This window comes from Taibaiella chishuiensis (assembly GCF_003014535.1).
GTDB lineage: Bacteria > Bacteroidota > Bacteroidia > Chitinophagales > Chitinophagaceae > Taibaiella > Taibaiella chishuiensis.
Genome location: NZ_PYGD01000001.1, coordinates 27,790 through 42,336 on the forward strand (window position 1 = coordinate 27,790; position 14,547 = coordinate 42,336).

The 14,547-nt window shown below is 51.3% G+C and carries 14 protein-coding genes; 4 read left to right on the forward strand and 10 right to left on the reverse strand.

The window, feature by feature from the left end; all coding sequences use genetic code 11:
• Positions 1–10: 10 nt before the first annotated feature.
• The 8 genes from B0I18_RS00110 to ruvC all read right to left on the reverse strand — a co-directional run bounded on the left by B0I18_RS00110 (position 11) and on the right by ruvC (position 8,873).
• On the reverse strand, positions 11–2,323 hold the full coding sequence (locus B0I18_RS00110) for a PKD domain-containing protein (RefSeq protein WP_106520620.1): 2,313 nt from the start codon (positions 2,321–2,323) through the stop codon (positions 11–13).
• A 28-nt stretch (positions 2,324–2,351) separates the two neighbouring features.
• Positions 2,352–2,765, reverse strand: a complete 414-nt coding sequence (locus B0I18_RS00115) for a hypothetical protein (protein ID WP_146146616.1) — start codon at positions 2,763–2,765, stop codon at positions 2,352–2,354.
• A 237-nt stretch (positions 2,766–3,002) separates the two neighbouring features.
• Entirely contained in the window at positions 3,003–3,299 is a 297-nt protein-coding gene (locus B0I18_RS00120) for a putative quinol monooxygenase (RefSeq protein WP_106520622.1), read from the reverse strand.
• On the reverse strand, positions 3,296–4,081 hold the full coding sequence (locus B0I18_RS00125) for an SAM hydrolase/SAM-dependent halogenase family protein (RefSeq protein WP_106520623.1): 786 nt from the start codon (positions 4,079–4,081) through the stop codon (positions 3,296–3,298). The genes B0I18_RS00120 and B0I18_RS00125 overlap by 4 nt, the downstream gene beginning before the upstream one ends.
• A gap of 52 nt (positions 4,082–4,133) precedes the next feature.
• Entirely contained in the window at positions 4,134–5,504 is a 1,371-nt protein-coding gene (locus B0I18_RS00130) for an efflux RND transporter periplasmic adaptor subunit (RefSeq protein WP_106520624.1), read from the reverse strand.
• A 63-nt stretch (positions 5,505–5,567) separates the two neighbouring features.
• Positions 5,568–7,685, reverse strand: a complete 2,118-nt coding sequence (gene metG / locus B0I18_RS00135; protein WP_106520625.1) for a methionine--tRNA ligase — start codon at positions 7,683–7,685, stop codon at positions 5,568–5,570.
• Positions 7,686–7,785: 100 nt separating this feature from the next.
• Positions 7,786–8,268 carry a hypothetical protein gene (locus B0I18_RS00140; protein WP_106520626.1) on the reverse strand — a complete coding sequence of 161 codons (483 nt, stop codon included), beginning with the start codon at positions 8,266–8,268 and terminating at the stop codon, positions 7,786–7,788.
• Positions 8,269–8,300: 32 nt separating this feature from the next.
• Positions 8,301–8,873: a crossover junction endodeoxyribonuclease RuvC gene (gene ruvC, locus B0I18_RS00145; protein WP_245882019.1), complete on the reverse strand. Its 573-nt coding sequence runs from the start codon at positions 8,871–8,873 to the stop codon at positions 8,301–8,303.
• 72 nt (positions 8,874–8,945) lie between these two features.
• Here ruvC and B0I18_RS00150 point away from each other — a divergent pair, with 72 nt between their 5' ends.
• Complete coding sequence (locus B0I18_RS00150; protein ID WP_181358266.1) at positions 8,946–9,908, forward strand: lysylphosphatidylglycerol synthase domain-containing protein; 963 nt, start codon at positions 8,946–8,948, stop codon at positions 9,906–9,908.
• 75 nt (positions 9,909–9,983) lie between these two features.
• On the opposite strand, the gene B0I18_RS00155 is transcribed toward B0I18_RS00150, so the two are convergent.
• Both B0I18_RS00155 and B0I18_RS00160 read right to left on the reverse strand, forming a co-directional pair.
• Positions 9,984–11,387: an MBL fold metallo-hydrolase gene (locus B0I18_RS00155; RefSeq protein ID WP_106520628.1), complete on the reverse strand. Its 1,404-nt coding sequence runs from the start codon at positions 11,385–11,387 to the stop codon at positions 9,984–9,986.
• 114 nt (positions 11,388–11,501) lie between these two features.
• Entirely contained in the window at positions 11,502–12,242 is a 741-nt protein-coding gene (locus B0I18_RS00160) for a formyltransferase family protein (RefSeq protein WP_106520629.1), read from the reverse strand.
• A gap of 195 nt (positions 12,243–12,437) precedes the next feature.
• On the opposite strand from B0I18_RS00160, the gene B0I18_RS00165 reads away from it, so the two are divergent.
• The 3 genes from B0I18_RS00165 to B0I18_RS00175 all read left to right on the forward strand — a co-directional run bounded on the left by B0I18_RS00165 (position 12,438) and on the right by B0I18_RS00175 (position 14,505).
• Positions 12,438–13,022: a peroxiredoxin gene (locus B0I18_RS00165; protein ID WP_106520630.1), complete on the forward strand. Its 585-nt coding sequence runs from the start codon at positions 12,438–12,440 to the stop codon at positions 13,020–13,022.
• A gap of 110 nt (positions 13,023–13,132) precedes the next feature.
• A complete protein-coding gene (locus B0I18_RS00170; protein ID WP_106520631.1) occupies positions 13,133–13,708 on the forward strand; it encodes a carboxymuconolactone decarboxylase family protein in 576 nt (191 codons plus the stop codon).
• A gap of 128 nt (positions 13,709–13,836) precedes the next feature.
• Complete coding sequence (locus tag B0I18_RS00175) at positions 13,837–14,505, forward strand: M15 family metallopeptidase (protein WP_106520632.1); 669 nt, start codon at positions 13,837–13,839, stop codon at positions 14,503–14,505.
• Positions 14,506–14,547 lie beyond the last annotated feature (42 nt).

Consider the following 14,547-nt stretch of genomic DNA (forward strand, 5'->3'; position numbering starts at 1 on the left):
GGCCTTGTGCTTAACGCACCAGGGTTACGTTTCCGGTATAATCTTCGGTTCTTCCGTTTTTCAGCACCACATGGATCTGGTAAATATAAACGCCCATGGGTTGCTCTTTTTCATTGAACTTACCATCCCAGCCGCGGCCGTCGGTATTCTGTGTTTCGAATACCTTTTGTCCCCACCTGTTCACCACGGTCATCGAGAAGGCGGTCACACCTTTCGACAGGAGTTGTCTCGGGTAGAAGTAATCATTATTACCATCGCCATTCGGTGTAAAGGCATTCGGGATATCGGTATAACAATCTTTATTCACCACTACCTGGTCGGTAGTAGAACAATCGTTAACAGTAGCGGTTACCGAGTAGATACCGGGATGGGTAACCTGGATCGACGAGGTAGTCGCACCGGTGCTCCAACGCCAGGTTGTAGCCGGGTTGCCGGCATTGCCCAGGTCTGCAAGGGTTATCGACGGACCATCGAGGCAAAGTACGCTATCGGGGCCCAGGTATACTGTCGGGAAGCCATTCACCACTACAGAGTCGCGGATCATAACGGCTTCACATACCGGGTAACTTACCGTGGCCGTAGTCCAGAAAGTACCTGTCCTATCGTAGCTGTGTTTGGTTGCGTTTTCCTGCAGCCAGTGCACGCCGTCGCCAAAGTCCCAGTTTACACTTACCGCCGGGTGCAGGTAGTCGAGTTGGTAATTTACCTCTTCGCCTACGCAGATGGCATGTTTATCGGTTACCATATGGATAAACGGCAGCGAGTCGATATAGATATTTTTATAGGCTGTATCGTAGCAGATAATGGTATCGTTGATCACGAGGCGCACCTGGTGCGTACCCGACAGGCTATAAACGTGCGTCGGATTCTGCAGCGTAGAGGTGGCGCCATCGCCAAAGTCCCAATGCGAACCGGCATAAAACCCGGTCGAGGTATTGGTAAACTGTACCGGCGTAGCATCCGTCTGGCACAGCGAGTCGGCGCTCATGGTAAAGCTGGCGATCAGCGGGTGGTTCACGTTTACAAATTTGGTAAGCGAATCCACGCAACCGTCAAGATCCTGCACCACGAGGGTGATCGGGTATACATCCTGGTTCTGGTAAATATGCATCGGGTTGGTAACCGTATCGGTCAATCCATCGCCGAATTTCCAGAGATAGGAGCCTGCTTCGCTATGATTGGTAAGACGCACCGTATCCTGGTCGCAGGCCGGGGTAAACTTATAGTCGAAGTCTACATCGGTATGGTTGATGGTAAGGTGTACGGTCGACGAATCCTGGCATCCGAATTCGCTGCGGCCCACCACCGTATAGGTACCGGTCTCGGTGGCCGTAATCGAAGTACCGGTTGCACCGGCAATAGGTACATTGTTGAAATACCACTGGAAGGTATCGGAAGTCGAAGCGTTAGCCAACGCAAATGTAGTGCTGGGCACATTACACAGTACTTTATCGTTAGGATCGACCAGGGTTACATTGGGCAGTGGGTGGATAATAACCTCGGTTGTAGCCCGGCAGGTATCGCCCTGTTGGGAAACGGCGGTCAGGTTATAGGTAAATGAACCTGCCTGTGCGGGGTTGGCCACCACGTTTTTGCCGGTTACAGCAAAACCACCGGGGCCGGTCCAGTAATAGGTAAATGTTTGCGTGGTATCGGTATTCTGTCCGCTCAGGTTTACATTGTGGCCCAGGCAGAAAGGACCGTTGTTGGTAGCCGACAGACCACATACGATGGCACAGTCAGCAGAGCCGGTTCCGGCGGTCTGGCTGAAACTGATGGAACCCAAGGCATTGGCAGGGTTTACAGAAGCGTAGTAGTTGGTCATCAATACGATATACACCTGGCCTACTACAGCTGCGGGAGGTGTAGATGCGCCTGTACCCCAGCCGCCGGGCATACCCAGCCCCAGGGTTTCGGTAAAGCTGCCGTTGTAACTACACTGTATCGGCGCGGCGCCCGCAAGAATGGCGGCACAGCCGGTAGCCAGGCTGGTAAAGGGACCGTACATGGCAAAATCGATATCGATACCCGTACCTGCTGCATTGGTTTGAGACAGGGTAAGCTGCATGGTACCCGCGGTACCGATCTGCATCCAGTACCAGATCGGGGCCGGGGCCGAACCCAGGCAACCGGAATCTACGGTATTAGGAATATTACCCGAAATCGTATTGGGAAAGTTATAACTGCTGTCGCTGCAGAAAGGATTGGCATCACAGGGAGAAGCAATCTGGGCATGCCCCTGTCCCGTGCTCAGGAACAGGAACAAACAGAGCAGCAAAGCGCCGCTCAGTCTTCCGGCATAGAATAGTAAATTATTTTTCATTCAGTATTTCTATTGGTTAGATACAGGATTAGGGTTGCGGCGCTATCGAAATGATGTAATTGGTATTGTCTACCCTATATTTTTTTACACCGGTACTTCTGTAATCAAAGAAGTATTTCAGGGGATTGAAAGTAACTGGATCGAAAGTCTGGTCGCGGCTCAGTGCAGGATTGCATTTATTACCTACCAGTGGCACCGAGGATAATAAAGGAAAGTTTTCGGCAGGCATTACCGGCTGGGTGCCGATCGTAAACCGGGACAGGGTCACAGCATACTGCGCTACGTATTCATCGCCATAATAAGTAGGACAATCTTTAAAAATCTCTTTGACCATTACTTTGGTTTTGGCCAGAAAGACAGGATCTGCCGTATTCTGCTGGGCCTGCGCGGCCTGCCCGAGCATCAAAACCAGGAATGAAGAAAATACAACTTGCTTCATCATGCTACACTTGCGGTTTGGTTAATTATTGTAAAATGTGAAAGTAAAAATAATAATTTTTTAGCAGGAAAATAGCATCTAATTCATTTATATACATACAAACTACAGCTTTTAGCTTCCGGCTGGTACACGAAAATCATCATTTGTACCTTTTTACAAAGGTACAAGACAGGAAAAAGATGGCACTTGGTTGGTAACCCGTAAAATTCTAAAGAGAAAGAAAAAAGGCAATGGCACGCCTTAGTCCAGGATATGCTCCTGGATCACACTCCAGGCTTCGGCCTTTTCGAGGAATAAGGCCTTCGTTTTACCCCAGGTATCTTTAAAAAAAGCAGAGAAGCGGTAATGGTCCAGCGCCGATTCGGAATCCCAGTGGCTGTACGTAAAAAAAACGTTCTGTGTGCCTTCCTGGCGCCAGAGTTGCAGGTGCCGGCAGCCTTCGAAATTGCGGATAAGGGCTTTGCGCTCTTCAAACAAAGCGGTAAAATCGGTCACGCATTCCGGGCGGAACACCATTTTTACTACACGTACAATCATAGGAATTCAATCTTTATATGCTGGTAAATAAGCTGGGTATCGTCGTGCAGGCGGAAGCCCAGCAACGAGGCCGCATTGCCGCGGTTAATGGCGATCTCGAGGAAACCCGCGCTGTTAAAGAGACAGAGCTTTTCGCCCTGGGCCACATCGGCATAGTGATGGCTTATTTTGGTCACACTTTCATTACGCATAAAAGAGATGCGGAATTTGCGCCCTTTGCGCAGCAGGTCAAATTCGGAACGGGTAATATTCAGCACCACGTTTTCGTAGCGGTCGATATGGATAACCTGGCATTCTACATAATGCTCCTTTACTACGGGCTGCAACTGCAGGGGAAACACTTTCGGACTGGCATCCGGGAAGCCCGACAGGTCGAAGTCGGACTGCTGCAGCTGCCGGATCACACCGGCCGCCATGGCGATCCACTCCCCGTAGGAGGAGGCCGTATGGCCCATGGTCTTTACCTGCATTTCCTGGTCCTTAAAAGAAAGCGGCAACAGCCCGTTATCGGCGCTGATAAAATACTGGTTGCCGACAGCGGCCACCAAAAGGGTGGCCGGCCGTTGTTGCATAATATCAAACAGGGAAAGATGTATGGTCCGCGGCGGGAAACTCCCGTAAGCGCTTACCCACTGGTAGCTGCACTGCAGCAAGTGGAAAGGCTCTACCTCGTGGTTAATATCGATCATGCGGGCATCTGGCAACTGCTCCAGCAAAATTGCTTTCGCCACAGCCAGAAAGTTATCCTTAAACCCAAAATCAGACAATAAAGTAATGATCATTTATTTTCAGTGGCCGATATTCATCCGGCTATCGGCCAGCGCACTATGTATACTATTGCTCCCCTTCCTTAACCTCGTATAGTTTGTCTTTGGGCACTACGGTCACTTTCGACTTATCCTTCAGCAGCCTGGCTACGGTGCCATAAGGTGCGATCACTACCTGCTCTCCCTTCTTCAGCCCTTCGGTAACCTGTATGTATTCGTTGTTCTGGATACCGGTCTTCACATCGCGCAGGCTCACTTCCTTCGTTTTCGGATCGTAGACAAATACGACCTGGCGTATGTTATCGTTAACGAATTCAGGATCTTTGGCGGCATTCTTTTTCTTTACCGAATCGGCATAGTCGCGGGTAGTTACCGCATTGATCGGCACCGACAGGATGCCGCCTTCTTTACGCGTCTGGATCTCCACACCGGCGCTCATACCGGGTTTGAAAGGAAAATTGCCTTTACCCAGTTCGGTACGCAGCCCGGCATAAGACTCGGGCAGGATCAGGATATGTACGGTATAGTTCGTAACCTGGTCGGAGCCGGAAGAGGCCGCTGCCGTGGTGGTTGAGGTATTGAGCTGTACGCTGGATACCGATATCTTGGATACCACGCCTTTAAATTTGCGGCCGCGATAAGCATCTACTTCGATCAGGCTGGTATCGCCTATGGTTACTTTGGTAATATCTGTTTCGCTCACGTCTACCCGTACTTCCATACGGCCCAGGTTGGCAATGGTCATAATCTGGGTACCGTCCATCTGGGCTGTACCCACCACGCGTTCGCCTTTTTTCACCATCAGCTGCGATATGATACCGGAGGTAGGCGCTGTAATAGTGGTACGGCGCAGGTTTTCCATAGCCTGCGAGAGGTTGGCCTCTGCACCCGCCACACCGTAGTTACCACCCGATACATTGGCCACAATGGCCTCGTAGTTGGCTTTGGCACTCAGGTAGTCGGCTTCCATCTGTTCGTATTCCATCCGGCTGATCACCTTTTGTTCGAACAGGGTCTTATTCCGGTCAAAGTTGGCTTTAGTGCGCTGCATCTGTACTTTGGCCTGTACAACCAGTTCCTTGGTATTGCTTACGCCGGCCTTGCTCTGGAACATTGAGGCCTGGGCCTGGGTTACCGCCGAGTTATAGATTACAGGATTGATCTTGATCAGCAGTTGTCCTTTCGCTACCGAATCGCCTTCCATGATCGGCAATTCCACGATCTCCCCGCTCACGTCGGGTTTGATCTTCACTTCTGTTTCCGGGTAGATCTTACCGCTGGCACTCACCGTTTCAATAATGGTACGTTCGGAAGAGGCTTCTACCGCTACTTTCATGCCTTCAGTGCCACCAATCACGCCTTTGCTTTTTAAGATCAGCAACAGCAGGACAACAGCAATCAGGATACCGATAAGCCACCAGAGTGTTTTTTTCTTCATACCGATAGGGCGCTTTAATGGGTGTTGGTTTCTAGGTTTTGGTTATTGGATTAAAAACAAAGTTTAACGGATCTCGCTGCCTGCTGCGATAGCCTGCTCCGGCGACACAAATACCAGTTTGCCCGTAGCGTCTTCTGCCATCAGGATCATACCGGCGCTTTCGATTCCCCTCATTTTACGGGGCGCCAGGTTAACCACTACGGATACCTGTTTGCCTACAATCTCTTCAGGACTGTAATGCAGGGCAATACCGGAAACGATGGTCCGTTTTTCGGTACCCAGGTCTACTTCGAGTTTCAGCAGTTTATCGGCTTTGGCCACTTTTTCGGCCGACAGGATGGTACCGGCACGCAGTTCTATTTTGGCGAAGTCCTCGAAGCCGATCAGCGGTTTGGCCTCGGCTTCCGGCGTTGCAACGGCTTCGGCTTTCGGCGCCATTGCCGCGGCCTTGGCATCCTGCGCGGCCTGCACCAGGCGGGCACGCTCTTCCAGCTTTGCGCGCTGCGCTTCCACCTCTTCGTCCTCTACCTTGCGGAACAGCAGCTCCGGCGCACGCAGGGGATACCCGGTTTTCAGCAGGTCCATGCGGCCGCCGTTTTCCCAGTCCAGCATCTTCTCCACCACTGTAAGCTGATGGCAGATCTTACGTGCCGTGAACGGCAGGAAGGGATTGCAGAAGATGGCCAGGTTGGCAGTAAGCTGCAGGCATATATGCAGGCAGTTATCGATCAGTTTCTGGTTTTCGGCCAGCAACTCGGGCGTTTTGCCCAGGTTCCAGGGCGCTACATCCTGCAGGTATTTATTACCCTTGCTGGCCAGTTCGATCACTTCGAACAGGGCATCGCGGAAACGGTAGTTTTCCAGCGAACTCTCGATTTTTTTCTTGGTATTCAGTATTTCACGGATCAGCTCCAGGTCCCGCTCTTCCTTCACATCGTCGTGGAACCTGGGCACCCGGCCACCGCAGAATTTGTGCATCAGCACCATAGCACGGTTTACAAAGTTGCCAAACTTGGCTACCAGTTCGCTGTTGTGCCGGTCCTGGAAATCTTTCCAGGTAAAATCATTATCCTTGGTTTCGGGGGCATTGGCGCAAAGCACGTAACGCAGGGTATCTTCCATATTCGGGAAGTCGGTTACATATTCGTTGATCCATACCGCCCAGTTCTTGGAGGTAGATACTTTACGGCCTTCGATATTCAGAAACTCGTTGGCCGGCACATTGTCGGGCAATACAAAGCCGCCGTGGGCCTTAAGCATGGCCGGGAAAATAATGCAGTGGAATACGATATTGTCCTTGCCGATAAAGTGCACCAGCTTGGTATCGTCCTGCTTCCAATACGTATCCCAGCCCTGGGGCATCAGCTCCTTGGTAGCGCTGATATAACCGATCGGCGCATCGAACCATACATACAATACCTTACCATCGGCGCCTTCGATCGGCACGGGCACGCCCCAGTTGCTGTCGCGGGTCATGGCACGGGGCTGCAGCCCGCTGTCCAGCCAGCTTTTACACTGTCCGTATACATTCGGTTTCCATTCGTCTTTTTTACCCTCTACGATCCACTCCTTCAGGAAACCTTCATAATTATTCAGCGGGAAATACCAGTGTTTGGTCATGCGCTTTACCAGCGGCGCATTGCTCAACGCGCTTCTCGGGCTGATCAGCTGTTCGGGCGAAAGTGTGGAACCACATTTTTCGCACTGGTCGCCATAGGCATTTTCATTACCGCATACCGGGCAGGTGCCAACGATATAACGGTCGGCGAGGAACATTTTCTTTTCTTCGTCGTAGTACTGTTCGCTTTCCCGTTCTTCGAACAGGCCGTCGTCGTACATCTTTTTGAAAAACGCCTGGGATGTCTGCCGGTGCACTTCGCTGGAGGTACGGGAATAGATATCGAACGAGATACCCATTTGCGCAAAGCTCTCCTTAATGATCGCGTTGTATTTATCCACCACGTCCTGGGGGGTAATACCCTCCTCCATAGCGCGTATCGTAATGGGCACGCCATGTTCGTCGCTGCCGCAGATAAATTTGACATCGCGTTGTTGTGCCCGCTGGTAGCGGACATAGATATCCGAGGGCAGGTAGCAACCAGCCAGGTGCCCTATATGTACAGGTCCGTTGGCATAAGGTAATGCCGCCGTCACCAATATTCTTTTATAATCTTTTGCCATAATTTTTACAGGGAGCAAAAATCGGAATTAATTTGGTAGCAAGGAAGTTTATCTTGCCGGGAAGTCCGAAAAGCGAAAAAATAATCCGGGTAACAGAGGTCTAATAATCCCGGGGCTCGTTTTGCTGTTGTTGTACGGTACGCGCATCGCCCAGGGCACGGAACAGCAGCACCAGGATAATCACTTTAACGAGGACGCCACCGAACAGGGCCTTTACCAGGCCGCTCAGTCCATCGGTATATGCATTAACGGCTATAGCCAGCACCAGCACCCCGATAAAGGCGATAATGCCGCCGATTATAGCAGAGTAGGGCTTTTTACGCGTCCACAAGGCAAGGGCAACAAATACGCCGCTTTCTACCAGCGCAATCAATAATACATAACCGGTAAAGCCGTAACCCTGCTGGTAGGCAGAGAGCAGCTCCGATGCAAAGAGCAATGCAGCAGCGAAGAAGAGGGCATTACGCGCTTTACGGATACTGACCCGCGCATAATCGAGGTCCATTTGCCGCACTTCGTTTACATAATCGGAAATAAGGTCTTCCTGTTTTTGCGGATCCCGGGGTTGAAGGTTGTCTTCCATGATAAAGGGGTATGGTGTTTTAATCAATAGGTTTACTGTTTTACTTTACCGGGGTTGGCGGCGATAAAATCGGCCCAGCCTCCCCCCGCTTTTTTGCGGCCTGCCGTTTTCCTAGGCGCCACAACGCTGCCTGTACGGCTCTCGAGGTGATGACAATACGCGGCGGCTACGGCATCGGAAGCATCCAGGAATTCGGTATCTTCCTTAAACTGTAACTGGTGCTGCAACATTTTCCATACCTGCTCCTTGGAGGCATTACCATTGCCCGTTACGATCTGTTTTATTTTACGGGGCGCATATTCTATCGTGCCGCTGCCATGCGCCATAGCGGCCGCCATGGCTACGCCCTGCGCCCTGCCCAGCTTGAGCATACTCTGTACGTTCTTTCCAAAGAACGGCGCTTCGAGCGCAACGATGGCCGGGCGGTGGATCTGCACCAGTGCACTTACCCGTTCAAAAATATAATGCAGCCGCTCGGAATGATCTTTGTATTTCGACAGGTGCAATACGCCCATTTCGACAAGGGATACCTTACTTTTGTCAATCGAAATAATGCCGTAACCCATTAAAAGCGTACCGGGATCTATACCGAGGATGGTGTGCAATGGAATGAAATTTTAAAAATGAGCAGCAGCAGGAGCCGGCATGCATAAACTCCAGACTCAATATTTGCTTTAGTGAACAAAACTACCAAAAAAATAATTCTCAATTATATACTTGCCCCGCTGTTGCTGGCTGTACTCCTGTGGCTCATTTACCGGCAAATAACCGCTAAAGGCTCTTTCGCCGACCAATGGGCCGACTTTAAAGCCCACTGGCATGCCGGCAACAAGGTACTGCTCGGGATCGTGCTGTTGCTGGCGCCCCTTAACTGGATGCTGGAAGCGAAGAAGTGGCAACAGCTGTTGCGCAAAATAGAACCCCTGCCCTTTCGCAGGGCATTCGCCTCAACCCTTACCGGCATTGCCTTTTCGCTGGTTACCCCCAATAAGATCGGCGACTTTGCCGGCCGTATCCTCTACCTCGACGATAAAAACAAACTGCGTGCCGCCATTGCCACCCTGGTGGGCAACCTGGCTCAAACCCTGGTCACCTTTGCCTTTGGCATTGCCGGGCTTATTTATTTCAACCTGTTCCACCCGGGCCCCTGGCAGGGCATCGTACTGGTGGCGGCCCTGCTGGCGGCGGCATTGCTGGTATTCCTTTACCTGCGTATCGACCTTATTGCCCGCTGGTCTGAAAAAAGAGCCTGGCTGCGCAAGGTCATTATCTCGATCCGTATCCTGAAGCGGTATTCGCGCGGCGACCTGCTCCAACTGCTGTGGATCTCGCTGATCCGCTTCTGTGTATATAACCTGCAGTTCCTGGTACTGGCCAATGTGCTGGGCGCCGGTATACCCTGGCATACGGGCTTCCTGGTATCGGGGCTTATGTTCTGGATGATCACCGTGATCCCTTCCATTTTCGTGGCCGACCTGGGTGTTCGTGGTTTTATAGCGGGCCTGCTCTTTACCGATACCGGCATCAGCGCCAACAGCATGGCCATCCTGGCAGGCAGTTATATGATCTGGTTCCTCAACCTGGTGATACCCGCCATTATCGGCAGCCTGCTTATCCTTACCGTACGGATCATACGCTGAGCCCTTCCCGGTATACCTCATAAAAAAGCCTGCCACATTTTTTTGCGGCAGGCTTTTACGTACCAGGTACGCGGGTTATATCTTCTGGGCTGCCGGTACTACGATCGGCATCTCTTTGATGTCCTTCATTTTACCATAACCACCCAGTACATTTCTCAGGTTATGAAAGCCTTCGCGCTTCATCAGCGAACAGGCGATCACGCTGCGGTAGCCGCCGGCACAGTGTACATACAGGTTGGCCTCTTCGTCGATCTGTGCCATATGCAAAGGATCGGACAGGATATTGAGCGGAATATTGTCGGCGCCCTTTACATGCCCGGCTTCAAACTCGGCAGGTTTACGCACGTCGATCACCTGTAGTTTCAGGTCGAAAGGAATGTCCATCGCCAGCTCTTCGGGCTCTACATCGATAATGAGGTCGATAGGCTTGCCCGCAGCCTGCCAGGCTTCGAAGCCGCCTTCGAGATAACCGGTTACCTTATCCAATCCTACCCGGGACAGGCGCACTACGGTTTCTTCTTCCTTACCCGGTTCGGTAACCAGCAGTATGGGTTGATTGAAAGGCAGGATACTACCCGCCCATTCGGCAAAACGGCCATCGAGGCCAATACTTACAGAAGCCGGTACAAAGCCTTCGGTAAATACCGTAGAGGCCCGGGTATCAAGGATGAGCGCGCCTGCTTTCGCTTCCTGCTCAAAAGCATCGGGGCTTAAAGGCCGCAATGCGCGTTGCAGCACTTCGTCCAGGTCGCTGTAACCGCTTGCATTCAGCTTGGCATTAATGGGGAAATAGGCCGGCGGTGTATTCAGGCCTTCGGTAACGGCTTTTATAAATTCTTCTTTGCTCTGGTCCTGCAGTGCATAATTGGTTTCCTTTTGGGTACCGATGGTGCTGAAGGTTTCTTTGCCCAGGTTCTTGCCACAGGCCGAGCCCGGTCCATGTGCCGGGTATACGATAAGATGATCGGGTAAGGTCTTGATTTTGGTATTCAGCGAATCGTACATCATCGCCGCCAGTTCTTCTTTGGTCATATTACCGCTGAACAGGTCGGGACGGCCCACATCGCCTACAAACAGGGTATCGCCGGTAAAGATGCAATAAGGCGCGCCTTTATCGTCGGACAACAGGTAGCAGGTGCTTTCCAGGGTATGCCCGGGGGTATGTAAAACCTTTATTTCCAGGTTACCTACAGCAAACGTTTCGCCGTCCTGCGCCAGTTGAAAATCGAAGGATGCACGGGTACGCGGACCATACACGATCGTAGCCCCGGTTTTACGGGCCAGGTCGAGGTGGCCGCTCACGAAGTCGGCGTGGAAATGCGTTTCAAAAATGTATTTGATCGTTGCATTGTGTTTTTCCGCCAGTTGGATATAGGCATCCGTATCACGTAAAGGGTCCACAACAGCGGCTTCCCCGTTATCGGCAATAAAATAAGCGGCTTCGCTCAGGCAGTTGGTATATAATTGTTCAACAATCATAGATATAAAATGATTTATAAGTATACCCGGGTACACTTTCCGCAAAAATACGCATTATCTGCGGGCTATGGTACAGGCAGGCCCAATACAGGAATAGACAAAGTAAATGGGGGATCAGGGCTTAACCAATAGCATTTTCTGACCGTTCACCATAATATACGGCGGTTCGAAGCCCGGCATATAGGTGGCCCGTATCTTTTTATCGATCAGGGCTTCCGGATCATCCAGGCTGATCGCTTTCAGATCGCCGATCTCGTCGCGAAAATGCAGGCTGGTACCGCGTTGCTCCAGCAATGCGGCCTGCGGTACTTTTTGGTAACGCCCGGCCATCAGGTCGGGCAACGACGACTTGAACAGTTCGGTTGCCGCTACGAAAGTAAGTTCGTACAATTCGTTGACCCAGCAGCTTTCGGGTACCGAAAAGCGGCTTTCGAAAAGAATAGCGCCGTGGTCGATACGGGTATCGATCTCGTGCAGGGTAACGCCAAACTCGCGTACCTCATCCATAATGGCAAAGGAAAACTGGTTGCAGCCGCGGTATTCGGGCAGCGGCGCCAGGTGCAGGTTTACGGCAATTGTACCGGCACGGCTGATGTGCCGGGCCTGCAGCAATTCGTGGTGCTGTACGGAGTAAATGAGATCACATTCGGGGATATCGTCGAGCGAAGCCAGCAAGGGTATACCCGCCTGTGTTGCCAGGGCTGCAAGATCATTGCCCTCGGCGCCAAACTCTTTGCGCATACGGGTACGTACCGCTACTACTTCTATATCCAGCGCCTGCTGCTGCGCGATCAGGTATTGTAAACACTGGTAGCCTATAGGCTTGGACCCTAAAAAAACAACGCGTTGGGACATGAAACAAATGTACGGATTCGGCTTTTGCCGCCGCTATTAAATTTGCGGCTACTTTATAATACTCCATCCTTTTCCGGTAGCCGATTGAAAATTCTTATTTTTTCATAGGCAAATTTATAAGCCTGTTCGGAAAATGAAACCGACCTTTGCCCTGCAAAAAAAACAAATTCATTTTTCTAATCAAAAAGTCAACAAATGAGCAACAAAACAGCATCAGTAGGCAGCAAGTTCCCTGAATTTAAGAAAAAAGCAGTAGTAGCAGCAGCACTGAGCGCAGACGCACCCGGCAAAGAATTTGCAGATATTACCAATGGCATTCACACCGAAAGCAACCAGTGGATGGTTATGTTCTGGTGGCCTAAAGATTTCACATTCGTATGCCCTACCGAAATCGCGGCTTTCAATAATGTATACGGCGAATTCGCCGACAGGGACACCGTACTGATCGGTGCGTCTACCGATTCTGAGTTCGTACACCTGGCCTGGCGCAGGGAGAACAGCGATCTGCGCGATCTGAAGTTCCCGATGCTGGCCGATACCTCTAAATCACTCGCTGAAGAACTGGGCATTTTACAGGCTGAAGAAAAAATTGCTTACCGCGCTACCTTTATCGTAGACCCACAAGGCATTATCCGCTGGGTAAACGTAAACGACCTGAGCGTAGGCCGTAACGTGGAAGAAGTACTGCGCGTACTGGATGCCCTGCAAACAGACGAACTGTGCCCTTGTAACTGGAAGAAAGGCGAAGAAACCCTGACTGCCCAGATGCAGGAAGCATAATCTGCCGACGCCAACGGGAAGCATACCGCTTCCATTACTTCATAAAAAAAGGCTGCCTTTTGTACCAAAATGCAATCCGGCAGCCCTTTTTATAAATACCCGTTAATAAAATGAACGAAACCATTCAAAATCTTTTCGCAGATCTGAAGATCCCTGCGGATTATAAAAGCGAAGGCCTCGAAAAGCTCGCCGCTGCCGACAACCGGTTCCTGAAGGACCTGAAACTCAATATCGGCGCGGTATTGAAAAGCAATAACATCAATAAAAAAGAAGCCTTCCTGCTGGCGCTCTCCGTAGCCGCCAACGAAAAATCGGCCGTCCTGATCCAGGCCTTCGAAACCCTGGCCCGCGGCGAAGAAGCTACCGATGCCGAACTGGCTGAAATACATGCCTGCACTGCGCTGATGAATACCAATAACGTGTTCTACCGCTTCCGCCACTACCTGCCGCAAAACCAGTATTACAACAATACGCCGGCCGGGCTGCGCATGAGTATTATGATGAACCCGGTACTGGGCAAGGAACTGTTTGAACTGACCAGCCTGGTGGTATCGGCGCTGAACGGTTGCGAACTGTGTGTGACCTCGCACGAAGCATCGGTAAAACAACACGGCGCCTCCGAAGCACGTATCTACGACGCTATACGCCTGGGCGCCGTGATCAAAAGCCTGGCCGTGATCCTGTAAAGGACACCTGTTTTCCTGTCCGGGAACAGTACCGGATAAAGCCATGGCCTCATGAGCGCAAACATATTTTCAGATCATTCCGAACTGCACTTTACCAGAGTGCAGTTTTTTTTATATTTTCAGCAACTATGAAATACCTGTTTTGTATGTTCCTGCTGGCCCTGTGCCGGCTCAGCTATGCCCAGCCTCCCACGCAGGATCTGGCTGCCTACCGCTTATCGGTTGCTCAAAACAGCAATAACCAGCTGATAAAAATTGATAAAACCCAACAGGGCATACAACTGGACCTGGTATACGGCAGCACCAACAATTTTGTAAAAAAGCCCGTGTATCCCCGCGGGCTGGCCTATACCTTCCTGCGCAAACCCGCTTACGAAGCGCTGCTGGCCGTGGTTCAGGAACTGCGGCAACAAGGCCTGGGTATTCAACTATTCGACGCCTACCGCCCTTATGATGTTACGCGCATTCTATGGTCTATCGTGCCGGACGAACGGTATGCCGCCAACCCTAAAAAAGGCAGTTATCATAACCGGGGCCTGGCCGTAGACCTGAGTGTGTATGACTTAAAAACAGGTAAACTGTTACCGATGGGTACGGGTTTCGATAATTTTTCGGATACCGCCCATCATAGTTTTACCGACTTGCCCCAGGCTCAGCGCGATAACCGGGCATTGCTCAAAAACGTGATGGCGCGCCATGGGTTTACCGCGCTGGACAGCGAATGGTGGCATTATACCTTTAAGACCGATACGGTATACCCGGTGTTGAACATACCCTTCGCCGAGCTGGCCCGCTAACCGGGACAAGCCCGAAGCAGCATTATACGTAAACAGCCCCGG